This window comes from Rhizobium mongolense subsp. loessense (assembly GCF_900099775.1).
In the GTDB taxonomy this organism is placed as follows: Bacteria; Pseudomonadota; Alphaproteobacteria; order Rhizobiales; family Rhizobiaceae; genus Rhizobium; species Rhizobium loessense.
Genome location: NZ_FMTM01000001.1, coordinates 76739 through 99007 on the forward strand (window position 1 = coordinate 76739; position 22269 = coordinate 99007).

20 protein-coding genes, 2 tRNA genes and 1 riboswitch are annotated in these 22269 nt (G+C 60.0%); of the genes, 1 reads left to right on the top strand and 21 read right to left on the bottom strand.

The window, feature by feature from the left end; genetic code table 11:
- Window positions 1-70: 70 nt before the first annotated feature.
- From nuoI to BLP23_RS00445, 15 genes are all read right to left on the bottom strand, one after another.
- Window positions 71-562, bottom strand: a complete 492-nt coding sequence (gene nuoI, locus BLP23_RS00375) for an NADH-quinone oxidoreductase subunit NuoI (protein WP_092583074.1) — start codon at window positions 560-562, stop codon at window positions 71-73.
- Window positions 563-602: 40 nt separating this feature from the next.
- Window positions 603-1646, bottom strand: a complete 1044-nt coding sequence (gene nuoH / locus BLP23_RS00380) for an NADH-quinone oxidoreductase subunit NuoH (protein WP_092583075.1) — start codon at window positions 1644-1646, stop codon at window positions 603-605.
- An 11-nt stretch (window positions 1647-1657) separates the two neighbouring features.
- Window positions 1658-3739, bottom strand: a complete 2082-nt coding sequence (nuoG, locus tag BLP23_RS00385; protein WP_092583076.1) for an NADH-quinone oxidoreductase subunit NuoG — start codon at window positions 3737-3739, stop codon at window positions 1658-1660.
- Between the two features lie 222 nt (window positions 3740-3961).
- Window positions 3962-4570: a 5' DNA nuclease gene (locus BLP23_RS00390; protein ID WP_092583077.1), complete on the bottom strand. Its 609-nt coding sequence runs from the start codon at window positions 4568-4570 to the stop codon at window positions 3962-3964.
- A gap of 4 nt (window positions 4571-4574) precedes the next feature.
- Entirely contained in the window at window positions 4575-5879 is a 1305-nt protein-coding gene (gene nuoF, locus BLP23_RS00395) for an NADH-quinone oxidoreductase subunit NuoF (protein WP_022714822.1), read from the bottom strand.
- Window positions 5880-5891: 12 nt separating this feature from the next.
- Window positions 5892-7022: an NADH-quinone oxidoreductase subunit E gene (locus tag BLP23_RS00400; RefSeq protein ID WP_092583078.1), complete on the bottom strand. Its 1131-nt coding sequence runs from the start codon at window positions 7020-7022 to the stop codon at window positions 5892-5894.
- Between the two features lie 16 nt (window positions 7023-7038).
- Window positions 7039-7311 (bottom strand): hypothetical protein, encoded by a 273-nt coding sequence (locus tag BLP23_RS00405; protein ID WP_092583079.1) that lies wholly within the window; start codon window positions 7309-7311, stop codon window positions 7039-7041.
- On the bottom strand, window positions 7311-8501 hold the full coding sequence (locus tag BLP23_RS00410; RefSeq protein ID WP_022714819.1) for an NADH-quinone oxidoreductase subunit D: 1191 nt from the start codon (window positions 8499-8501) through the stop codon (window positions 7311-7313). The genes BLP23_RS00405 and BLP23_RS00410 overlap by 1 nt, the downstream gene beginning before the upstream one ends.
- Before the next feature lie 76 nt (window positions 8502-8577).
- Window positions 8578-8820: a four helix bundle protein gene (locus BLP23_RS35190; protein ID WP_092583080.1), complete on the bottom strand. Its 243-nt coding sequence runs from the start codon at window positions 8818-8820 to the stop codon at window positions 8578-8580.
- A 156-nt stretch (window positions 8821-8976) separates the two neighbouring features.
- Entirely contained in the window at window positions 8977-9579 is a 603-nt protein-coding gene (locus BLP23_RS00420; RefSeq protein ID WP_092583081.1) for an NADH-quinone oxidoreductase subunit C, read from the bottom strand.
- A 19-nt stretch (window positions 9580-9598) separates the two neighbouring features.
- Window positions 9599-10183 (bottom strand): NuoB/complex I 20 kDa subunit family protein, encoded by a 585-nt coding sequence (locus BLP23_RS00425; protein ID WP_092583082.1) that lies wholly within the window; start codon window positions 10181-10183, stop codon window positions 9599-9601.
- Window positions 10174-10539: an NADH-quinone oxidoreductase subunit A gene (locus tag BLP23_RS00430; protein WP_028739579.1), complete on the bottom strand. Its 366-nt coding sequence runs from the start codon at window positions 10537-10539 to the stop codon at window positions 10174-10176. The genes BLP23_RS00425 and BLP23_RS00430 overlap by 10 nt, the downstream gene beginning before the upstream one ends.
- Before the next feature lie 246 nt (window positions 10540-10785).
- Window positions 10786-10862, bottom strand: a tRNA-Asp gene (locus BLP23_RS00435).
- Window positions 10863-10908: 46 nt separating this feature from the next.
- A tRNA-Asp gene (locus BLP23_RS00440) sits at window positions 10909-10985 on the bottom strand.
- Between the two features lie 217 nt (window positions 10986-11202).
- Window positions 11203-11604, bottom strand: coding sequence for a (R)-mandelonitrile lyase (locus BLP23_RS00445; RefSeq protein WP_092584200.1), 402 nt, complete (start codon window positions 11602-11604; stop codon window positions 11203-11205).
- 215 nt (window positions 11605-11819) lie between these two features.
- Here BLP23_RS00445 and BLP23_RS00450 point away from each other — a divergent pair, with 215 nt between their 5' ends.
- Entirely contained in the window at window positions 11820-12806 is a 987-nt protein-coding gene (locus BLP23_RS00450; RefSeq protein ID WP_092583083.1) for an aldo/keto reductase, read from the top strand.
- Between the two features lie 65 nt (window positions 12807-12871).
- Here the strand turns inward: BLP23_RS00450 and BLP23_RS00455 are convergent, their stop codons facing one another.
- From BLP23_RS00455 to clpP, 6 genes are all read right to left on the bottom strand, one after another.
- Window positions 12872-15082, bottom strand: a complete 2211-nt coding sequence (locus BLP23_RS00455; protein WP_208603109.1) for an esterase-like activity of phytase family protein — start codon at window positions 15080-15082, stop codon at window positions 12872-12874.
- 82 nt (window positions 15083-15164) lie between these two features.
- Window positions 15165-16073: a DMT family transporter gene (locus BLP23_RS00460; RefSeq protein ID WP_092583084.1), complete on the bottom strand. Its 909-nt coding sequence runs from the start codon at window positions 16071-16073 to the stop codon at window positions 15165-15167.
- Window positions 16074-16153: 80 nt separating this feature from the next.
- Window positions 16154-16306, bottom strand: a riboswitch (FMN riboswitch).
- Window positions 16307-16427: 121 nt separating this feature from the next.
- Window positions 16428-16703, bottom strand: coding sequence for a DNA-binding protein HupB (gene hupB / locus BLP23_RS00465; RefSeq protein WP_028739578.1), 276 nt, complete (start codon window positions 16701-16703; stop codon window positions 16428-16430).
- A 205-nt stretch (window positions 16704-16908) separates the two neighbouring features.
- Window positions 16909-19326, bottom strand: coding sequence for an endopeptidase La (gene lon, locus BLP23_RS00470; protein WP_022714810.1), 2418 nt, complete (start codon window positions 19324-19326; stop codon window positions 16909-16911).
- A 401-nt stretch (window positions 19327-19727) separates the two neighbouring features.
- The gene (clpX, locus tag BLP23_RS00475; protein ID WP_022714809.1) at window positions 19728-21005 is read right to left on the bottom strand and encodes an ATP-dependent Clp protease ATP-binding subunit ClpX; all 1278 of its coding nucleotides are present in this window, start codon (window positions 21003-21005) and stop codon (window positions 19728-19730) included.
- Window positions 21006-21307: 302 nt separating this feature from the next.
- Window positions 21308-21937 carry an ATP-dependent Clp endopeptidase proteolytic subunit ClpP gene (gene clpP / locus BLP23_RS00480; RefSeq protein ID WP_039844551.1) on the bottom strand — a complete coding sequence of 210 codons (630 nt, stop codon included), beginning with the start codon at window positions 21935-21937 and terminating at the stop codon, window positions 21308-21310.
- Window positions 21938-22269 lie beyond the last annotated feature (332 nt).

The following is a 22269-nucleotide window of genomic DNA, read 5'->3' on the forward strand; positions in this document are numbered from 1 at the left end:
GCCCGCAAAGCTCCGGTGCATGTTGACCGCGGGAGGCGAGTGGCCCGCCGCGCGGCATTTCAAATTCCAATCAGCGGTACGGTGCGTCGATCACCATGTTGCGGGCGATTTCGCGCTCCCACCGGTCGCCATTGTCCAAAAGCCGCTGCTTGTCGAAATAAAGCTCTTCGCGGGTTTCCGTGGCGAATTCGAAATTCGGGCCTTCGACGATCGCATCGACTGGGCAGGCCTCCTGGCAGAAGCCGCAATAGATGCACTTCACCATGTCGATGTCGTAGCGCACCGTGCGGCGCGTGCCGTCATTGCGGCGCGGTCCAGCTTCAATGGTGATCGCCTGAGCGGGACAGATCGCTTCGCAGAGCTTGCAGGCGATGCAGCGCTCTTCGCCGTTCGGATAGCGGCGCAGCGCATGTTCGCCGCGGAAGCGCGGGCTGACAGGACCCTTTTCGAAGGGGTAGTTGATCGTTGCCTTCTGGCGAAAGAAATAGCGCATCGACAAGAAGAATGCGCCAACGAATTCCTTGAGGAAAAGCGAGCTGACGGCGTTGGACAAGCTTGCCATCTTCAACCTCCAAAATTGCTGGAAACGAGGGCGGACATCATCATGCCCATCCCATCAGCTTCAGCACGAATGCAACGATGACGACCATGGCGAGCGACAGTGGAAGGAAGACCTTCCAGCCGAGGCGCATCAGTTGGTCGTAGCGGTAGCGCGGCACGAAGGCCTTGACCATCGCGAACATGAAGAACACCAGGCAGGCCTTCAGCGTGAACCAGATGATACCCGGTACCCAGTTCAGGAACCAAACATCAACCGGGGGCAGCCAGCCGCCGAGGAAGAGGATCGTCGTCAGCGCGCACATCAGGCAGACGGCCGCATATTCGCCAAGCATGAACATCATGTACGGCGAGGAGCCGTATTCGACCATGAAGCCGGCGACCAACTCCGATTCGGCTTCCGGAAGATCGAAGGGCGGACGGTTGGTTTCGGCGAGCGCGGAAACGAAGAAGACGATGAACATCGGGAACAGGGCGAGCCAATGCCAATCGAGGAAGGACGCCGGCAGGCCGAGCATCGTTCCGAGGCCGTCATGCTGCGCATTGACGATGTCGGTCAGGTTCAGCGAACCCACGCAAAGGAGGACGCAGACGATGACGAAGCCGATCGAGACTTCGTAGGACACCATCTGCGCGGCGGAGCGCAGAGCGCCGAGGAACGGATACTTCGAATTCGAAGCCCAGCCACCCATGATGATGCCGTAAACCTCGAGCGAGGCGATCGCGAAGATATAGAGGATGCCGACATTGATATCGGCAATCACCCAGCCGTCTGCGAGCGGCACGACCGCCCAGGTGGACAGCGCCAGAAGCACGGCGACGAGCGGCGCGATCAGGAAGACGACCTTGTTGGCACCCGCCGGGATGATCGGCTCCTTGAAGACAAACTTCAGAAGGTCGGCAAAGGACTGGAACAGGCCGAAGGGGCCGACGACGTTCGGGCCGCGGCGAAGCTGCACCGCCGCCCAGATCTTGCGGTCGGCAAGGAGCACGTAGGCGATGAAGATCAGAAGGCAGACCAGCAGGAGAAGCGACTGGCCGACCATGATGAGCCCCGGCCAGACATATGTGGAAAAGAAAGAGTCCATAGTCCCTGCCCTTACTCTGCCGCGACTTTGAAGTTGTTGCGGGCCAATGCCGAGCATTCGGCCATGACAGCCGAGGCGCGTGCGATCGGGTTCGTCAAATAGAAGTCTTTGACCGGTGACGCAAACCCGGATTTGTTCATCTTCCCGGCTTTTTTGGCCAGTGCGGCAATTTTGGCGCTGTCGCCTTCGGCGATCTCGTCGACGGCGGCGAAATGCGGGAACGCCGCATAGAGTTTCGAGCGCAGTTCGGCAAGCGAATCAAAGGGAAGTTTCTTGCCGAGGACGTCGGAGAGCGCACGCAGGATCGCCCAGTCTTCGCGGGCATCGCCCGGTGCGAAACCGGCGCGGCTGCCCATCTGGACGCGGCCTTCGGTATTAACCCAAGTGCCCGACTTTTCAGTATAGGCGGCAGCCGGCAGGATGACGTCGGCATGGTGCGCGCCGTTGTCGCCGTGCGAGCCGATATAGATCGTGAGCTTGGCCTTCTTGGCGGCGAAGTCCAGTTCGTCGGCGCCGAGCAGGAAAAGCACGTCCATGGATGCTAACATGGCAGCCCCGTTGACGCCCTTGGCGCCAGGTACGAAGCCGACGTCAAGACCGCCGACACGCGATGCTGCCGTGTGCAGGACGGCAAAACCGTTCCAGCCTTCGGCCACGGCGCCGACATTGACGGCGAGCTTTGCGGCGCTTGCCAGAACACCCGCGCCATCCGTGCGGGCAAGCGCGCCCTGGCCGATGATGATCAGCGGCTTCTTGGCCTCCGCCAGAACCTTGGCGAAGGCATGGTTGCCATCCACCAGATCCTTCAGTGTATCCGGACCGGAACCGAGATATTCGTAGTCATAACGCAGGTCACCGCCTTCACCGATCACACCGATCGGGAAGCCGCCCCGGCGCCAGCGCTTGCGGATGCGGGCGTTGAGCACGGCAGCCTCGAAGCGCGGGTTGGCGCCGATGATGAGCAGCGCATCAGCCTGTTCGATGCCTTCGATCGTCGGGTTGAAGAGGTAGCTTGCGCGGCCGAGCGACGGATCAAGTGCCGTCCCATCCTGGCGACAGTCGAGGTTCTCGGAACCGAGCGACTTCACCAGTTCGGAGAGCGCGTACATTTCCTCGACCGAAGCGAGGTCGCCGGCGATCGCGCCGATCTTTTCGCCGGTCGTCTTGGAAACTGCAGTCTTGATCGCGCCGAAGGCCTCCGCCCAGGTCGCGGGCTGCAAGCGACCACCCTTGCGGACATAGGGTTTGTCGAGACGCTGCGTCTTCAGGCCGTCCCAGATGAAGCGGCTCTTGTCGGAAATCCACTCCTCGTTGATCGCCTCGTTGACGCGTGGCAGGATGCGCATGACTTCGCGGCCGCGGGTATCGACGCGGATGGCGGAGCCGAGCGCGTCCATGACGTCGATCGATTCCGTCTTGTTCAGTTCCCACGGACGGGCCGTGAAGGCGAAGGGTTTCGAGGTCAGCGCGCCGACCGGGCAAAGGTCGACGACGTTGCCCTGCAGCTCGGAGGTCATCGCCTGTTCGAGATAGGTGGTGATTTCGGCGTCCTCGCCCCGGCCGATCAGGCCGAGTTCCGAGATGCCGGCGACTTCCGTCGTAAAGCGGACGCAGCGCGTGCAGTGGATGCAGCGGTTCATGACCGTCTTTACAAGCGGACCGATATACTTGTCTTCGACGGCGCGCTTGTCTTCCTGATAGCGCGAGGTGTCGATGCCGAAAGCCATCGCCTGGTCCTGCAAATCGCATTCGCCGCCCTGGTCGCAGATCGGGCAATCGAGCGGGTGATTGATCAGCAGGAATTCCATTACGCCTTCGCGGGCCTTCTTGACCATCGGCGTGTTGGTGAAGACTTCCGGCAGCTCGCCATTCGGGCCGCCGCGAATGTCGCGAACGCCCATAGCGCAGGATGCCTGCGGCTTCGGCGGACCGCCCTTCACCTCAACAAGGCACATACGGCAATTGCCGGCGACCGACAGCCGCTCGTGGAAGCAGAAGCGCGGAACTTCAGCGCCGGCTTCCTCACACGCCTGGATGAGCGTGTAATGATCCGGGACCTCGATCTCGTTGCCGTCTATCTTCAGTTTTGCCATCGTCACTCAGTCCTGTTTCCCGTTCGCCGGATGGCGGCAAACAAACCTATTCTGCAACATGACCGCTGCCAGGCGGGATTTTACCCCCGCAGGCACCGGTGTCGCCCAATTTGTCCTTCCAGGATTCGGGGAGCCCGAAACCCGATCGGCGCACAGTTCGCAGGCCCCTGCCCGCTTGCCGCTTCGCCATTCATCTCCGGCTGCTTGGGTCAGCCGAAAAAATCACGTCCGCTTGCGGCCCTTCGCAGAAAGCGCCTTCGCCTGACCGGTCCAATCGTCGCGAGCGACGCGGCCGTTGAAACCAAGTTCGGCGTCGAGCTTTGCGATTTCCGCATCCGTCCAGGCGGCAATCTCGGCGAAGGTCCGAATGCCCTTCGCGTTCAGCACCTGCTCGAGCTTCGGACCGATGCCGGCAATCAGCTTCAGGTCGTCTGCCTTCTTCGCGCGTGCCGCCGCCTTCTTCTGTGCCGTAGGCTTTGAGCCGGTTGCGCCGACAATGGAAAGCTTGGCCTTCTCCAACGCTGCCGGCCGGATGTTCTCCGGCTTGATGCGCACTTCCGGCCTTGGTTCTTCCGGCGGCGTATCGTCAAGTGCTTCCGCCAGCCTGTTGGTCTCCTCGAACACGCCCTGCAAAGCGCCGAAGAAAGCGCCAGCAAGCTGCGTCGAGAAACCAAAGCCGATCACAGTTGCCGCAGCCATCGCCGCTACGGGCGGTGCCATCAGCGGATGCATCGGCAAAGCCCGCTCCAGCATCTCGGCTGCAAGACGGCCGAAGTCCGCCGGGAAATCGGCCACTCCATCCTTCCCTGTGCTGCCAGATGCCTTCGTCATCTTCCTACTCCGCTGCCTCGAGAACCGCACCATGATCCATGGCGCTCGCCGTGTACTGATCGATGCGCGCTTCGATCTCCGGACGAAAGTTACGGATCAGACCCTGCACCGGCCATGCGGCAGCATCGCCGAGCGCACAGATAGTGTGGCCTTCGATCTGCTTGGTGACCTGGAAGAGCATGTCGATCTCGCGCTTGTGGGCATTGCCCTTGGCCATACGCTCCATCACGCGCCACATCCAGCCGGTGCCTTCGCGGCACGGCGTGCATTGGCCGCAGCTCTCATGCTTGAAGAAAGCTGATATCCGGGCGATCGCCTTGATGACGTCCGTGGACTTGTCCATGACGATCGCGGCGGCCGTGCCGAAGGAGGAGCCGACAGCGCGCAGGCCGTCGAAATCCATCGGGCAATCGATGATGTCCTTGGCGGGCACGATCGGGCACGAGGCACCGCCCGGGATGACGGCGAGCAGATTGTCCCAGCCGCCGCGAATGCCACCGGCGTGACGATCGACAAGCTCCCGGAAAGTAATGCCCATTTCCTCTTCGACGGTGCATGGCTTGTTGACGTGGCCGGAGAGCATGAAAAGTTTGGTGCCGACATTGTTCGGACGGCCAATCGAGGAGAACCAGCCGGCGCCGCGGCGAAGGATCGTCGGGGCAACGGCGATCGACTCGACGTTGTTGACCGTCGTCGGGCAGCCGTAGAGACCCATATTGGCCGGGAACGGCGGCTTGAGGCGCGGTTGCCCCTTCTTGCCCTCAAGGCTTTCGAGCAAGGCGGTTTCTTCGCCGCAGATGTAAGCGCCGGCGCCGTGATGGACGTAAATTTCCATGTCCCAGCCGAGCTTGTTGTTCTTGCCGAGCAGGCCGGCGTCATAGCATTCGTCGATCGCCGCCTGTAGTGCCTCGCGCTCACGGATATATTCGCCGCGAACATAGATGTAGGCGGCGTTCGCGCCCATGGCGAAGCTTGCAACCACGCAGCCTTCGATCAGCGTATGCGGATCGTGGCGCATGATGTCGCGGTCCTTGCAGGTGCCGGGCTCCGACTCGTCGGCATTGACGACGAGATAGTGCGGCCGGCCATCGCTTTCCTTCGGCATGAAGGACCATTTGAGGCCGGTCGGGAAACCTGCGCCGCCACGGCCGCGAAGGCCCGACGCCTTCATCTCGTTGACGATCCAGTCGCGGCCCTTTTCGAGGATCTGCTTGGTGCCGTCCCAGTGGCCGCGGCTCATCGCGCCTTTCAGGGACTTGTCCTTGAGGCCGTAGATGTTGGTAAAGATGCGGTCCTTATCTTGTAACATGCTTCACACCTCTTACCGCGGCTTCTTGCCAAAGACCTTGATATATTCCGCTTCGCCGCCCTTGGCGAGCGCCTTGGCCTGCTTGGCCCAGTCGTCGCGCTCGATGCGGCCCTTGAAATTCAAGTATCCATCGACCCACTCGCGTTCGGTCTTCTTCCAGCCTGCGACCTGCGCGTAGGTGAAGATGCCGAGTTCGTTCAAAATGGTCTCGATCTTCGGACCGACGCCCGAGATCAGCTTGAGATCATCCGGAGCCGTCGGCTTTTCGATGGCGACCGGGCGATTTTTGTCGGTTAGCGCCGGCTTGCTAGCGGCCGGAGCAGCGGCTGCCTTTGCAGGCTTTGCGGCCGGTGCAGGCAACGGCGCATCCTCGACGGCCTTGACATTATTAGCCGCGGCCTTCGGCGCCGTATGGGGCGTCTTCAGCACCGGATTGGTTTCAGCGTCCCCACTCTTTGGACGGCCGGCCTCGGAAGGCGGAAGGCTGACGGCATCGCCGACGGCCTTCTTTGCGGAAGCCTTCGGCTTGGGATCCGGCGCCAGAAGCGTCGTCGGACCGCCTTCAGGCGAGGAAAAATGACGGTCGATCTGCGGGCCGGGCTTGATGCTCGCCCCATTGCCGGCATTGAAAGCGTCGATGATCTCTTCCAGGCGCTCCGGCGTCAGGTCTTCGTAGGTGTCCTTGCCGATCATCACCATCGGTGCATTAACGCAGGCCCCGAGACATTCGACCTCTTCCCAGGAAAGCGTGCCTTCGGCATTGCGCTCGAACGGGTGATCGTGGATCTTGCTCTTGCAGACCTTCATCAGGCCTTCAGAGCCGCGCAGCATGCAGGGCGTGGTGCCGCAGACCTGGACGTGTGCGCGCGTTCCGACCGGACCCAGCTGGAACTGCGTGTAGAAGGTCGCGACTTCGAGCACACGGATATAGGCCATGTCCAGCATGTCGGCGACTTTCTCGATCGCCGCGCGGGTGACCCAGCCGTCCTGCTCCTGCGCCCGCATCAACAGCGGGATGACCGCCGACTGCTGACGGCCTGCGGGATATTTCTTGATCGTTTTGTCCGCCCAAACCGCGTTTTCGTCATTGAAGGCGAATGCGGCAGGCTGGAATTGATCTTCGGCTAGTCGACGAACGGACATTCTTCCTCACGCCTTGTCAGTTTAGGGTCCCACACCGCGAGGCTGTCAGAGACTGCATCTCGCAAGCATAGGCCGACTGGTCTTTCTGCATAAATACGACGAACTTGTTGCCGTTCGGAACGGCAGCCTTGATTTCATAGCCCCTGGACAATAGCTCGCCCATGGAGGCCTGGCTCGCGGGAGGCGCTACATCCTGCGCGCCCAGCTTCTGGCCGAATCCCTGATTGTCCTGAGCGAACGCTCCGGATGCCGTCAGGAAAACGACTGCTGAAAGCGCGGCAAGCTGCATCAACGGTCCACCTCGCCGAACACGATGTCGAGCGAGCCGAGAATGGCAGCGACGTCAGCCAATTGGTGCCCGCGGCACATGAAATCCATCGCCTGAAGATGGGCATAGCCCGGAGCCTTGATCTTGCAGCGATACGGCTTGTTGGAGCCGTCGGAGACGAGATAGACGCCGAACTCGCCCTTAGGCGCCTCGACGGCGGCGTAAACTTCGCCGGCCGGAACGTGGTAGCCTTCGGTATAGAGCTTGAAGTGGTGGATCAGAGCTTCCATCGAGCGCTTCATCTCGCCGCGCTTAGGCGGCACCACCTTGCCGTCGACCGACGAGAACGGTCCAGTGCTGGCATCGCCAAGCAGCCGGTTCACGCACTGCTTCATGATGCGGACCGATTCACGCATTTCGATCATGCGGATCAGGTAACGGTCATAACAGTCGCCGTTCTTGCCGATCGGGATATCGAACTCGAGATCGGAATAGCACTCGTAAGGCTGCGCACGGCGCAGGTCCCAGGCAGCGCCCGAACCGCGGACCATGACGCCCGAAAAGCCCCAAGCCCAGCAGTCTTCCAGCGATACCACGCCGATATCGACGTTACGTTGCTTGAAAATGCGGTTGCCGGTCAGAAGATCGTCAATGTCATCCAACGCCTTCAGGAACGGATCGCACCAGTCGCCGATATCCTGAACGAGCTTTTCCGGCAGATCCTGATGGACGCCGCCCGGACGGAAATAAGCCGCATGCATGCGCGAGCCGGAAGCGCGCTCATAAAACACCATCAGCTTTTCGCGCTCTTCGAAGCCCCAGAGCGGCGGCGTCAGCGCACCGACGTCCATGGCCTGGGTCGTGACGTTGAGGAGATGCGACAGGATACGGCCGATTTCCGAATAGAGAACGCGGATCAGCTGGCCGCGAATCGGGATCTCGATGCCGAGCAGCTTCTCGACAGCCAGCGCGTAGGCATGCTCCTGGTTCATCGGCGCCACATAATCGAGGCGGTCGAAATAAGGAACGGCCTGCAGATAGGTCTTGGTTTCGATCAGCTTCTCGGTGCCGCGATGCAGCAGGCCGATATGCGGATCGACGCGCTCCACAATTTCGCCGTCGAGCTCCAGGACAAGACGAAGAACGCCGTGCGCTGCCGGATGCTGTGGTCCGAAATTGATGTTGAAGTTGCGGACGTTATGTTCGGTCATGCTGCAAACTCCAAGCCAAACGCGCCGCTGGTTAGGCGAATGACGAATGGCGAATAGCGAATAGCTTCGTTCCGTTTCATTGTTTCTCCTGGAGACTCCCTATCAGCGCTCTGATCATTCCTCTGATCTCGTCGCACTTTTCGGTCATCTTCCTGAAATTCAATCTCGCCGAGCAAACCGACGCGGTGAGAAATGAATATCTGTTTCCAATTCCGTCAACGAACCTGGGACATGCGCAGATAGTGATAAAGCTTCCCGTGACTTCACGTCCGTGCCCTTCAGCAATATTGGCAGCAATCGAGTTTGCTGCCCTGCGCATCTAGGTCGTCAGACCGTAAAACCTCCAACTTGGGAAAATCCTTAGTCATCCGATAGCAGTCCACGAGATCGATCGCCAACTGAAAGACCTTGAGATCCTTGTCGAAGTTTATGGTCCTGAACCCCTTCCCAACTCGTCGCTGTTCACTATTCGCTTCTACTGCTTCGCCTTCTCATCGCCCGGCAGCACGTATTCGGTGCCTTCCCAAGGCGACATGAAGTCGAAGTTGCGGAATTCCTGCTTCAGTTCCACCGGCTCGTAAACGACCCGCTTTGCCGCATCGTCGTAACGGACTTCGACGAAGCCGGTCGTCGGAAAGTCCTTGCGAAGTGGATGTCCTTCGAAACCGTAGTCAGTCAGGATGCGGCGGAGATCCGGGTGGCCGGTGAAGAGAACGCCGTACATGTCCCAGGTCTCGCGCTCGAACCAGTCGGCGCCGGGATAGACCGCGCAGGCCGACGGAACCGGCGTATCCTCGTCGGTCGCGACCTTCACGCGGATGCGCAGGTTCTGCTTCGGCGACAAAAGATGATACACAACGTCGAAACGCTTTTCGCGCTGCGGCCAATCGACGCCGCAGATGTCCGTCAGGTTGATGAAACCGCACTTGGCGTCATCGCGCAGGAACGTCAGAAGCGCGATCAGGTTTTCGCCCGTCGTCGTCAGTGTCAGCTCGCCGAATTTCAGTTGCGTCGCGGCAATCAGGCTGCCACGCGCTTCCGAGAGATGGGACGAAAGCTCAGTGAGGGCTTCGCTCATATGTCTTGTCCTTAAACCCTTACCGCTCGATCGTGCCGGTGCGCCGGATCTTCTTCTGCAGCAGAAGCACGCCGTAAAGCAGCGCCTCGGCTGTGGGGGGACAGCCCGGCACGTAGATGTCGATCGGCACGATGCGGTCGCAGCCGCGCACCACCGAATAAGAATAGTGATAGTAGCCGCCGCCATTGGCGCAGGAGCCCATCGAGATCACATAACGCGGCTCAGGCATCTGGTCATAGACCTTACGGAGCGCGGGCGCCATCTTGTTGGTGAGCGTGCCGGCAACAATCATCACGTCCGACTGGCGCGGCGATGCGCGCGGCGCAAAGCCGAAACGCTCGACGTCGTAACGCGGCATCGACAGCTGCATCATCTCGACGGCGCAGCAGGCGAGACCAAAGGTCATCCACATCAGCGAGCCGGTACGCGCCCAGTTGATCAGTTCGTCGGTCGAGGTGACGAGAAAACCCTTGTCGGCCAGCTCGTTGTTGATCTCGCCGAAGAACGCGTCGTTGCTGCCGATCGGCTTGCCGGTTGCGGGATCGATGATCCCCTTCGGCTGCTGCGCCACGAGCGTCTGATTGCTTGAGGGGGTCACTGCCATTCCAGGGCTCCCTTCTTCCATTCATAGATAAAGCCGACGGTGAGCACGAGCAGGAAGACCATCATGGACCAGAAGCCGAACCAGCCGATGGCGCCGAAGGAAACGGCCCAGGGGAAGAGGAAGGCGACTTCGAGGTCGAAGATGATGAAGAGAATCGACACGAGATAGAAGCGGATGTCGAATTTCATGCGAGCATCGTCGAAGGCGTTGAAGCCGCATTCGTATGCGGAAAGCTTTTCCGAATCGGGCGCCTTGAAGGCCACGGCAAACGGCGCAATCAGAAGCGCCAGGCCGATGACGAGGGCAATGCCGATGAAGATAGCGATCGGAATATAGGAACTGAGCAGTTCAGTCATCATGTTCATCCCTGCTTGCCGAATGCGCCAGGCAGCGCAACGGGCAAATGCCCGGCAAGCGAACGTGCGTTGCAACAAGCCGTGGTTAGCGCAGCCGGAGCCATGGCGCAAGACTTTTAGAACGCCAATTCCACCTGTGAGGATGCGACATTATCAAGCAGATGCAACGATGTCGCGACAAATACGCATAAGTTGCGAGAGGCTGCATGGCAGCCAACCAAAAACTGCATGGCTCGGAGAAAAGAGTGGCGCGAGTGACGGGGCTCGAACCCGCGACCTCCGGCGTGACAGGCCGGCACTCTAACCGACTGAGCTACACCCGCGCATCGTGAAGGAAAGGCCGGAAAGCGCCTTGCGGCACTCTTAAAATGGCGCGAGTGACGGGGCTCGAACCCGCGACCTCCGGCGTGACAGGCCGGCACTCTAACCGACTGAGCTACACCCGCACTTCATTTCAAGTCATCCGGAGCTTTCGCATCCTTGTCAAAACGGACAGGCCGCTTCGATGAGCGGCTAACTAAGGGGTTCGCATTTGAGTGTCAAGCAGGTTTGGAGACAAAACCATGACAGTCCGGAAATTGTTTTCAAAGCGAAGTCCAGCCGCAGCACAAGAGCTCAGCATTGATAGGACTTTCGATGCATTTTCTCGCGTCTGAAGCCGCTTCAGGCCTTTCCGGCATATTGCTCGTCGCTGACCTGCTCCAGCCAGTCGGCGACGCTGCCATTCAGTGATTCCTGGATGGCGATATGCGTCATCGCCGTTTCCGGGGCTGCGCCATGCCAGTGCTTTTCGCCGGCCGCGAACCAGACGGTGTCGCCCGGCCGGATTTCGCGGATTTCGCCGCCCCAGCTCTGCACAAGCCCCTTGCCGGACGTGACGATCAGGGTCTGGCCCAGAGGATGCGTGTGCCACGCGGTGCGCGCTCCCGGCTCGAATGTCACGTGCACGACCCTCACGCGGGCCGGATCCGGCGCTTCGATCAACGGATCAAGCCGCACGGTGCCAGCGAAATAGTCCGCCGAAGCCTTCGCCGATGGCCGGGACCCGGCTGTCTTGATTTCCATGGTCTTGCCTCTTCGTTGTTTGATCCGGCGCGTCTCCTGCAGAAAGTAGGTCATCGATCGACCCATTTGAAGTGGAGCGGGAAGATATCCCAGACCATCCCGCACCGTTCTCGAATAAGCAACGTCTGCGCCCTATTTCCCCCGCAGGCGCTTGTCCGCCCGGTGTCTGGCTGATAGTCGCCGTGCGAGCTTTTCATCACGAATGGAGGATTCCCATGAAACAGCATTCTTTCGGCCGCATGCCGTATTCAGTCACCAATGTCGGGTTCGGCGCATGGCAGATAGGCGGTTCCTGGGGCGATGTCAGCGAGGCTGACGGCCGGGCGGCCCTCAATGCGGCGCTCGACGCTGGCATCACCTTCATCGACACGGCGGACGTTTATGGCGACGGCCGATCGGAAAAGATCGTCGCCGACGTGCTGAAAAGCCGTGGTGGCACGCGCCCGATGGTTGCCACCAAGGCCGGCCGCAGGCTGAACCCGCATGTCGCCGACGGCTATACCAAGGCCAATCTCGAAGGCTTCATCGACCGGAGCCTGAAGAACCTGCAGGTCGACAGTCTCGACCTCGTCCAACTCCACTGCCCGCCGACGGAGGTGCTTTACCGTTCGGAAGCCTTCGACGGTCTCAACGAGTTGCAGAGGGCCGGCAAGATCAAGGGTTATGGCGTCAGTGTTTCGACGGTGGAGGAAGGTTTGAAAGCGATCGAGTTTCCGGGCGTTGAAAGCATCCAGATCATCTACAACATCTTCCGTCAGCGCCCCGATCGCCTGTTCTTCCAGGAAGCCCGCCGCAGAAACGTCGCCGTGATTGCCCGCGTGCCGCTCGCAAGTGGCCTGCTCTCCGGCAAGATCACCCGCGACACCAAATTCGCAAGCGACGACCACCGCAATTTCAACCGCCACGGCGAGGCTTTCGATGTCGGCGAGACCTTCGCAGGCGTTCCCTTCGATGTCGGCCTGCAAGCGGTCGAGGAGGTGCGCAAGCTGGTGCCGCAGGGCGCCACGATGGCAGCCTTTGCGCTGCGCTGGATCCTGATGAACGATGCCGTAACCGTGGTCATCCCCGGCGCGCGCAACGCCGAACAGGCAAGGGCCAACGCCGCGGCTGCCGACTTCGCGCCGCTCTCCCACGACGTGATGGAGGCGACCCGCGAGATCTACGAGCGGCTGATTGCACCGCATGTGCATCAGCGCTGGTAAGCGTTATCCTTTCAGAATCAGAAATGGCCGGGTTTGACCCGGCCATTCCTTTCAGTTCGAGAACCTCAGTTCGTGCGGGCCAGGTTGACCGGGAAGAACAGGGTTTCACCTGAAGAGTCGCTCACCCCGTCGTTATCGGTGACGGCATAGGCCTTGCCGTCGGCGTCGAAGGTGAAGCCTTCGATCTTGTCGAGCACGTAGCCGTTTGTGGCCGTCTTCAGCTCGTTGACGAAGTCGTAGGCTTCGGTTTTCTTGACGGCCGGCAGCTCGCCGCCGAGCTTGGCGGGCTTGAGATCGGCGATCGCCACCTTATAGAGCTTCTTCAACTTCGCGGCATCGCCCACGAGGTTGTCGCGCTCGATGATATAAACGCTGTCGCCATGGGCAGAGATTTCCGAAAGACCGACCCAGCCATTTTCGGACTTGTCGAGCGGGTAGCGCACGGCGCCCCATTCCTTGCTCTTCGGATTGTAGGAGACGAGCTTGACGAAGCCCTTCTCGTCGTCCTTCCATTCACGCTGAATTGCCATCCACAGCGTGGCATCATCGCCGGAGCCGATGATCGTCACGCCTTCGAAACCGTATCGGATTTCGTTGGCCGTCAGTTCCTTCGGCAAGGCGACCTCGGCCTTGATCTCGCCCTTCGGATTGACGTGGTAGAGCGCGTGCGGCAGCAGCTTTTCGCTGTTGCCTTCCGAAGCAAGCCAGAACCAGCCCTTCTCATCGACCGCGATGCCCTCGATGTCGAGCTTCTGGGCGGCAGCACCGTCACGCTTGACCGTCAGCGTCTCGGTGATAACGGCGGGCTTCTGCGTCGCGTCGATCGTGTAGATCGTCGGCTGCGTGCCGAGCACGCTGTCGCTGACCGCAAAGAGCTTGCCGGGCTTTTCCGGAATGGCAGCAAGGCCCGAAAGGGCGGCAAAGCCGACCGGGTTGCCATCCTTCTCGGCCGCGACGATCTGCGGGTAGGCCTTCTCTCTCTCGGCAAGCTCGTAGATCATCACATGCGAGCGCGGGCCGCCGTCCTCGCCGAGATCGACTTCGTTGGCGGTCGCAAAGAGGTTGTGCGAGGGGATGGCTACAGCGCCTTCCGGCGAAACGCCCGATGGCAATATCTGCGAGAGTTCCGGGTCGGCGCCCGTGTCCTTGTAGACGCCGACAACAGAAGAGCGCTCGGCAAGTACGAAGAAATATTGCTGGCCTCCGAACGTGGCTGCTTCCAGTCCCTCCGGTTCGACGCCCTTCGACGAAGAGCGGCCGTCGGGATAATGGCCCAGATCAGCCACGGCGCGCTCGAAGGAGCTGCCGGATTCGTAGAGAACCTTGCCGGTCTTGTCGAAGATCGTGAAGCCGCGCGAGCCGCCTTGATAATCCCCTTCGTTGGCGACGACGAGACGGTTGTCGTCCAGCCATTTCACAGCGTCGGGTTCGCGCAGAACACTCTTCAGTTCGTCAGCAAACTTCAGCGCCCCGTCCTTCTTCGTGTCGATACCCGAAAGGTCCGTGCTGGCCGCGGAGAAATGCGTCTTCACCTGTGCGGTTTTGGCGTCGATGATGACGATCTCGTTGTTTTCCTGCAGTGTCAGTGCGATCTCATCCTGGCCGTTGAAGGCGACGAATTCCGGCTCCGGGTCCTCCGGCGCGACGGCCGAGAGGCCGGTCAGCGCAACGTGCTTGATCGTGCCGCAATCGACCGCTCCGTCCTTGACCTGGAAGATGACGATATCGCCTGCCGGCATCTGCGGGATCTTGCCGTCGTTGACGTCTTCGTCGCGCTCGTTCTCGATGGCGATGGTGCCGAGTGTCTTGTCCTTGTTGAGCGCGATCGAATCCGGCTGACCGCCGAGATCGCAGGTGTTCTCGATCTTTTTGGTGGCAACGTCGACGATTGCCAGACGACCGGAAGGCTTCTGCTTACTCTCGCCGGTATTGACGGCTACGAGCGCCTTGCCGGCTGCCGACGCAACGGATGTCGGCTCGCCGTCCATCATCACCACGCCGCCGGGTTTCGGGGCCTTGGCATCAATAATGTCGACGAAGCCGATCGCGCCGAGCGGGCTGTCACTGTAAATCAGCGTCCTGCCGTCATCGGTGGCGGTGATGATTTCGGCGGAGGTCGTGGAAAGCTTGTCCTTGCCGGCGGGCAGGTTTGCGGCAACCGGGAAGGACGCAATACGATTGAAAACAGGCTCCGCAGCGGCCGGGAAAGCAACGGACGCGAGAAGCACGGCAGCCAGCGGTGCCTTGCGCGATGAAATGGTCATGAAATCCCCCATGTGTCGAATATTCGAAACGGGGGATTTTTGAGGGACGGTGATGACAGACACATGACAGGCGGCGCGTTTTGCACTGCCCTGTCTATACAGCCGTCTGCTCGCGGCGCAGTTCGTTGCGCATGATGAAGAGGGAGGCGCACAAGATCAATGCCGCGCCGAGCCAGAGATAACCGGTAGGTGCATAGCCGAAGACGAGCCAACCCGCAAAAACGTTGAGCGGCAGCTTGAGATCGTCGAAGGGCTGCACATAGGCAGCATCGGCCACTGTATAGGCAAGCGTGAGAAAATACTGCGCGAGCACGGTCAGCAGGCCGGCGAGTACGAACAGCCCAAGCGTGACGCCCGCCGGAACCGCGAAGCCGGCCGCCAGCGCCAGCCCGCCATTGATGGGCGTCAGAAGTACCAGCAGCCAGACCGTGATGGTTTCGGGCCGCTCGATGCCCGTCAGATTCTTGGTGATCAGCGAGGATGCGCCCCAGAGCAGCGCCGAGAGGACCGGAAGCAGGGCCGCCCAAGTGAAACTGACCGACCAGGGCTGCAAGATGAGCATCGCACCGGCAAAGCCGGCGACCGTTGCCGCCCAACGCGCCGGACCAACGCGTTCCCCGAGAAAGAGTCGCGCACCGAGAATGATAAAAAACGGCGATGTCATCACCAGCGCGATCGCCTGCCAGATCGGCACAGAGGCGAGCCCCGTGACCCAGGCTTCGACGCCGAGCGCCGCAAAGGCGACGCGCACGACATGGCGCCAAGGATAATTGGTGCGCATCGCCGAGAAGCCGGCCCGATAGAGGAACGGGAGCGAGAAGACGAGCGCGAAGGCATATTGCCAGAAGGCGATGGACGCAGTCGGGAAGGCAAGCTTCATCGCCATCCATTGCGTGACGACGTTAAGTATCGCGAAGGCCACGCCGGCCAGCACCATCCAGGCGGCACCCACCATGGCACGCGACGTGGAAATACCGAGGGAAGTCTGATTCATGTCATTCATCCAAGATAAAAAGGACCAACACAAATCAGGACGCATGAGCGCAACAACACCGGCGGCAGTTCCCCGCCCCTCGTGCATTCGCCCATTCTCTTTCATCCGGACTATGACCGTCGGCTCCGGCATCGTACCGGATCTGCTGACCCCTCCCCGCCCATGGGCGGGGAAGGCGCTCGCGGGCTCGGGCCGGGGCCCTTACCGCCGGTGGGGACTTTCACCCCGCCCTGAGAACAGAAAAGCCGTAGATGAAACTTGAAAAGCCCGCAAGACCTACGGAAAGTGCAAAAGGGTCCGGCTTTCGCCGAACCCTTCCAAACCTGGGCTGCCGGTCTCGTCATCCGGCGGCCAGAAATCTCATTAGCCGTTAACGGCATCCTTCAGGCCCTTGCCAGGCGTGAACTTCGGCACGTTGCGAGCCGGAATATTGACTTCAGCGCCGGTGGACGGATTGCGGCCCTTGGTGGCAGCGCGATGAGAAACGGTGAAGCTGCCGAAGCCGGCGAGACGGATGTCGCCCTTCTTCTTCAGTTCAGCCTGGACAACGTCGAAAACAGCGTCGACAGCAGAAGCAGCGTCAGCCTTGGTGAGGCCAGCCTTTTCGGCAACTGCGGACACGAGTTCATTCTTGTTCATGTTTCCACCCCTTTCAATGGTTCGAAACGACTCAAATCTGTAAGCCAGGCACAGAATAAGTTTCATCAGGCCCGCCGCAACCCAAAAGCCCTGCAAATCAAGGAAAAGCAAGCGGCTCTGTGACGTTTTCACAAAAAAGGCTGGCGTTTTAAGCCAGCCTTTTCCGAGTTTTGCAGCATTTTGACATAAATGTGGCAGTCAGCGCTTAGTGAGCGATGGCTGCACCTGTCTCGTCGAGACCCTCGACCGTCGCGATGACCGGCGTTTCAACCGTTCCATCCCATTCGATCGGTTCGGGCCTGCGAACCAGCGCATGCTTGATCACCTCGCCCATGCGGGATACCGGGATGATCTCCATGTTGTTCTTCACGTTGTCCGGAATCTCCGCCAAATCCTTGGCATTTTCTTCCGGGATCAGCACCTTCTTGATGCCGCCGCGAAGCGCTGCGAGCAGCTTTTCCTTCAGGCCGCCGATTGGCAGAACGCGGCCGCGAAGGGTGATCTCGCCGGTCATGGCGACATCCTTGTTGACTGGAATGCCGGTCATGATCGAGACGATCGCGGTTGCCATGGCGACACCGGCCGACGGGCCATCCTTCGGCGTCGCGCCTTCCGGCACGTGCACGTGGATGTCGCTCTTGTCAAAGCGCGGCGGCTCGATGCCGAAATCGACAGCGCGCGAGCGAACGTACGAGGCCGCAGCGGAGATCGACTCCTTCATGACTTCCTTCAGATTGCCAGTGACCGTCATGCGGCCCTTGCCCGGCATCATCACGCCTTCGATCGTCAACAGCTCGCCGCCGACTTCGGTCCAGGCAAGACCGGTGACCACCCCGACCTGATCCTCGCGCTCGGCTTCGCCGTGGCGGAAGCGCGGAACGCCCAGATAGTCGTCGATGTTGGCAGCCGTGACGGCGACCGACTTCGCCTTGCCCTTGATGATCTCGGTCACCGCCTTGCGGGCGAGCTTCATAAGTTCGCGTTCGAAGTTACGCACGCCTGCTTCGCGGGTGTATTGCTGGCTGATCGCCATCAGGGCATCGTCGCTGACCGAAAATTCTTCCGGCTGCAACGCATGTTCCTTGATGGCCTTCGGCAGCAGGTGCCGCTTGGCGATTTCGCGCTTTTCGTCTTCAGTGTAGCCGGCGATACGGATGATCTCCATGCGGTCCATCAAAGGTGCCGGAATGTTCAGCGTATTCGCCGTCGTGATGAACATCACGTCCGACAGGTCGTATTCGACTTCCAGGTAGTGATCCATGAAGGTCGAGTTCTGGGCCGGGTCGAGCACTTCGAGCAGGGCCGAGGACGGATCGCCGCGGAAATCCATGCCCATCTTGTCGATCTCGTCGAGCAGGAAGAGCGGATTGGACTTCTTCGCCTTCTTCATCGACTGGATGACCTTGCCGGGCATCGAGCCGATATAGGTGCGGCGGTGACCGCGGATTTCGGCTTCGTCGCGAACGCCGCCGAGCGCCATGCGGACATACTCACGGCCGGTCGCCTTGGCGATCGACTGCGCAAGCGAGGTCTTCCCGACGCCCGGAGGGCCGACGAGGCACAGGATCGGACCCTTGAGCTTGGCTGCACGCGCCTGCACGGCGAGATACTCGACGATCCGCTCCTTGACCTTGTCCAGGCCGAAGTGATCGGCTTCGAGGATCTGTTCTGCGTGGTTTAGGTCCGACTTGATCTTCGATTTCTTGCCCCACGGAATGCCGAGCAGCCAGTCGAGATAGTTGCGGACGACGGTTGCTTCGGCAGACATCGGGCTCATCTGGCGCAGCTTCTTCAGCTCCGCGTCGGCCTTCTCGCGCGCTTCCTTGGAAAGCTTGGTCTTGGAGATGCGCTCTTCCAGTTCAGCCATCTCGTCGCGGCCTTCCTCGCCGTCTCCGAGCTCCTTCTGGATCGCCTTCATCTGCTCATTAAGGTAGTATTCTCGCTGGGTCTTCTCCATTTGGCGCTTGACGCGCGAGCGGATGCGCTTTTCGACCTGCAGGACCGAAATCTCGCCTTCCATGAAGCCGAGCGCCTTTTCGAGACGAGCCTTGACGCTGGTGGTTTCCAGCATCTCCTGCTTTTCGGTAATCTTGATCGACAGGTGCGAAGCTACCGTATCGGCGAGCTTGGAATAATCGTCGATCTGGCTGGCAGCGCCGACCACTTCAGGCGAGATCTTCTTGTTGAGCTTCACATAGCTCTCGAACTCCGAAACGACGGAGCGCGACAGCGCTTCCAGCTCGACCGGGTCGTCATGCGGCTCGTCGAGCACATGGCCGAGCGCCTCGTAGAAATCCTCGCGGCTGGTATAGGCATCGATCTCGGCACGGGCGCGGCCTTCGACAAGAACCTTCACGGTGCCGTCGGGCAGCTTCAGGAGCTGCAGAACGTTGGCAACCGTGCCGACATTATGAATTGCTGAAGGATCTGGATCATCATCGCTTGCGTTGATCTGGGTGACCAGCATGATCTGCTTGTCAGAACCCATGACCTCTTCAAGCGCACGGATCGACTTTTCCCGTCCGACGAACAGCGGCACGATCATATGGGGGAAGACCACGATGTCGCGCAGGGGCAAAACAGGATAGGCAGTGCTGCTCGCTACAGACGTTTTCTTCGTCATTTTATTTCCTTTCCATCGTCCCGTTTCCGGGCTCTTTGCGCGGCCGCATGCGATCGGCCGGCACTCTCACTTGGGCTACAAGTGGAGGTTCTGACTATGCATTTCAAGCCACGCTAACGCCCGCGTTCCACGGTTGTGACAGCTTTATTACAACGGAACGCTAGTACAATGAAGCGCCTAACTGGATCGGCGCTTACCGCTTCCGAACCGGCTAAAACACAAGGCCGGAAAACCCGCTATGGAATCATTCCATCATCGCCAAGGACGGAACATTCCGCAACGTCAGCAATAGCGTTTTCCCAGTCTTGCCAGCCATTATTAACAGGACCGTTCACGGTTTTTCAAATAGAAAGGGGCCCGCCTTCGGCAAGCCCCTAAATCTAACCATACGAGAACCGGCATCAGGCCGAGGCGTTCGCCTTTTCCTCCTGACGGTCCGCATAGATGTAGAGCGGACGGGCAGAACCGCGGGCAACTTCCTCGGAGATGACGACTTCGCGAACGCCTTCCAGCGCCGGCAGTTCGAACATCGTATCGAGCAGGATCTTCTCCATGATCGAGCGAAGGCCGCGGGCACCCGTCTTGCGTACGATCGCCTTGCGGGCGATTTCGCGAAGCGCATCCTCGTGGAAAGTGAGTTCCACGTCTTCCATTTCGAACAGGCGCTGATACTGCTTGATGAGCGCGTTCTTCGGTTCCGACAGAATCTGGATCAGCGCATCCTCATCGAGGTCTTCGAGCGTTGCCAGAACCGGCAGACGACCGATGAATTCCGGAATGAGGCCGAACTTCACCAGATCTTCCGGCTCGAGTTCGCGCAGCACTTCGCCGACGCGGCGGTCGTCCGGCGCCTTGACGGTCGCACCGAAGCCGATTGAGGTCTTCTCGCCGCGTGCCGAGATGATCTTGTCGAGACCGGCGAAGGCGCCGCCGCAGATGAACAGGATGTTCGTCGTGTCGACTTGCAGGAATTCCTGCTGCGGATGCTTGCGGCCGCCTTGCGGTGGAACGGAAGCGACCGTGCCTTCCATGATCTTCAGAAGCGCCTGCTGCACGCCCTCGCCCGACACGTCGCGAGTGATCGAGGGATTGTCGGACTTGCGGGAGATCTTGTCGACCTCGTCGATATAGACGATGCCGCGCTGAGCGCGCTCGACATTGTAGTCGGCAGACTGCAGAAGCTTCAGGATGATGTTTTCGACGTCCTCACCAACATAGCCGGCTTCGGTCAGCGTCGTTGCATCGGCCATCGTGAAGGGAACGTCGATGATGCGGGCGAGCGTCTGGGCGAGATAGGTCTTGCCGCAGCCAGTCGGGCCGACGAGCATGATGTTCGACTTCGCCAGTTCGACTTCACTGTTCTTGGTGGCATGCGCCAGGCGCTTGTAATGGTTGTGGACGGCAACCGACAGTATCTTTTTCGCCTGCCGCTGGCCGATGACGTATTCGTCGAGAACCTTGATGATGTCCTGGGGCGTGGGAACGCCGTCGCGGGACTTGACCATCGAGGACTTGTTCTCCTCGCGGATGATGTCCATGCACAGTTCGACGCATTCATCGCAGATGAAGACGGTCGGCCCGGCGATTAGCTTCCGGACTTCGTGCTGGCTCTTTCCGCAGAACGAACAATACAGGGTATTCTTGGAGTCGCCGCCGTTGCTGCCGCTGACCTTGCTCATATCACTTTCCTTCCAGCACGCCGCATTTCAAGGTGAAATCGCGGTCCACTCAATGGCCCGCCGGCCTGCTCCCACCGGAGCATCAGCCGGCCAAGGCTTTAAGGGGTAAAAACCGGTACCCAACCAAAACATGCCCGGGTTCCGGCGGCAACGAACTCCCCTTCGAATGCCGAATGCTATGTCATACAGATTCAACATAGCATTAATAGCTACTATTAGCGTCTTCGCTACCGCATTAAACCCCTTGTTCAATCACAAATGGGATAGAACTGTGGCGGCAAAAACACCATCCCTATTAATTACTAGGCCTGATCGCCTTCCATTTCGATGCGCGAGGTCAGGACCTTGTCGATCACGCCCCAGCTCTGAGCCTCGTCGGCATCCATGAAGTGGTCGCGGTCGAGGGTCTTTTCAACTTCTTCGTAGCTGCGGCCGGTATGCTTCACGTAAACCTCGTTCAGCCGGCGCTTCATCTTCAGGATATCCTTGGCGTGGCGCTCAATGTCGGATGCCTGCCCCTGGAAGCCACCGGAGGGCTGGTGAACCATGATGCGGGAATTCGGAGTGGCAAAGCGCATATCCTTGTGGCCGGCGGCCAGAAGCAGCGAGCCCATCGAGGCCGCCTGGCCGATGCAGAGTGTCGAAACGGCGGGCTTGATGAACTGCATCGTGTCATAGATCGCCATGCCGGCACTCACGACGCCGCCCGGCGAATTGATATAGAGCGCAATTTCCTTCTTCGGGTTTTCGGCTTCAAGGAAGAGAAGCTGGGCGCAAACGAGCGTCGCCATGTGATCCTCGACGGCGCCCGTCAGGAAGATGATACGTTCCTTCAGCAGGCGCGAATAGATGTCGTAGGAGCGTTCACCGCGATTGGTCTGTTCCACGACCATCGGCACGAGGGCCATAGCGGTATCGACTGGGTTTCTCATGTGCGTCCTTTGCCAACGTCTGCCGGCTGCCGCCGGGAATCAAAGAAAATGCTTCATCCCTACATAGAGTGTCACCGCCCTCTTCTTCAAGACACGCATAAGGATAACGTTAAGAAGCGGAGCCCGGCGCAGGATGAACCTCATGACAGGGCTATCTCCCAGCTGCCGCTTGACCGGGAGAGGCCATCAAGGGCGCGCACAGCTTTTCTCCGCCACAGGATGAACGAACCCTAAACGCATTCGGATGGTCCTGAGGGCGGTTTACCTTGTGGAAAGCCTAATGGCGAATATTGGGCGGAAGGCGTTCCGGCATTAATCGGCTGGAGAATTTC

Bases quoted from the DNA above. Each gene is read 5' to 3' on its own strand.
- BLP23_RS00410 (WP_022714819.1), bottom strand. From the start codon at position 8,501: ATGACCGAACATAACGTCCGCAACTTCAACATCAATTTCGGACCACAG.
- nuoF (WP_022714822.1), bottom strand. From the start codon at position 5,879: ATGTTACAAGATAAGGACCGCATCTTTACCAACATCTACGGCCTCAAG.
- BLP23_RS00425 (WP_092583082.1), bottom strand. From the start codon at position 10,183: ATGGCAGTGACCCCCTCAAGCAATCAGACGCTCGTGGCGCAGCAGCCG.
- BLP23_RS00390 (WP_092583077.1), bottom strand. From the start codon at position 4,570: ATGACGAAGGCATCTGGCAGCACAGGGAAGGATGGAGTGGCCGATTTC.
- BLP23_RS00455 (WP_208603109.1), bottom strand. From the start codon at position 15,082: ATGGGGGATTTCATGACCATTTCATCGCGCAAGGCACCGCTGGCTGCC.
- BLP23_RS00460 (WP_092583084.1), bottom strand. From the start codon at position 16,073: ATGAATGACATGAATCAGACTTCCCTCGGTATTTCCACGTCGCGTGCC.
- clpP (WP_039844551.1), bottom strand. From the start codon at position 21,937: ATGAGAAACCCAGTCGATACCGCTATGGCCCTCGTGCCGATGGTCGTG.
- nuoI (WP_092583074.1), bottom strand. From the start codon at position 562: ATGGCAAGCTTGTCCAACGCCGTCAGCTCGCTTTTCCTCAAGGAATTC.
- BLP23_RS00430 (WP_028739579.1), bottom strand. From the start codon at position 10,539: ATGACTGAACTGCTCAGTTCCTATATTCCGATCGCTATCTTCATCGGC.
- nuoG (WP_092583076.1), bottom strand. From the start codon at position 3,739: ATGGCAAAACTGAAGATAGACGGCAACGAGATCGAGGTCCCGGATCAT.
- BLP23_RS00405 (WP_092583079.1), bottom strand. From the start codon at position 7,311: ATGCAGCTTGCCGCGCTTTCAGCAGTCGTTTTCCTGACGGCATCCGGA.
- nuoH (WP_092583075.1), bottom strand. From the start codon at position 1,646: ATGGACTCTTTCTTTTCCACATATGTCTGGCCGGGGCTCATCATGGTC.
- BLP23_RS00400 (WP_092583078.1), bottom strand. From the start codon at position 7,022: ATGTCCGTTCGTCGACTAGCCGAAGATCAATTCCAGCCTGCCGCATTC.
- BLP23_RS00420 (WP_092583081.1), bottom strand. From the start codon at position 9,579: ATGAGCGAAGCCCTCACTGAGCTTTCGTCCCATCTCTCGGAAGCGCGT.
- clpX (WP_022714809.1), bottom strand. From the start codon at position 21,005: ATGAGCAAGGTCAGCGGCAGCAACGGCGGCGACTCCAAGAATACCCTG.
- BLP23_RS00445 (WP_092584200.1), bottom strand. From the start codon at position 11,604: ATGGAAATCAAGACAGCCGGGTCCCGGCCATCGGCGAAGGCTTCGGCG.
- lon (WP_022714810.1), bottom strand. From the start codon at position 19,326: ATGACGAAGAAAACGTCTGTAGCGAGCAGCACTGCCTATCCTGTTTTG.
- BLP23_RS35190 (WP_092583080.1), bottom strand. From the start codon at position 8,820: ATGCGCAGGGCAGCAAACTCGATTGCTGCCAATATTGCTGAAGGGCAC.
- hupB (WP_028739578.1), bottom strand. From the start codon at position 16,703: ATGAACAAGAATGAACTCGTGTCCGCAGTTGCCGAAAAGGCTGGCCTC.
- BLP23_RS00450 (WP_092583083.1), top strand. From the start codon at position 11,820: ATGAAACAGCATTCTTTCGGCCGCATGCCGTATTCAGTCACCAATGTC.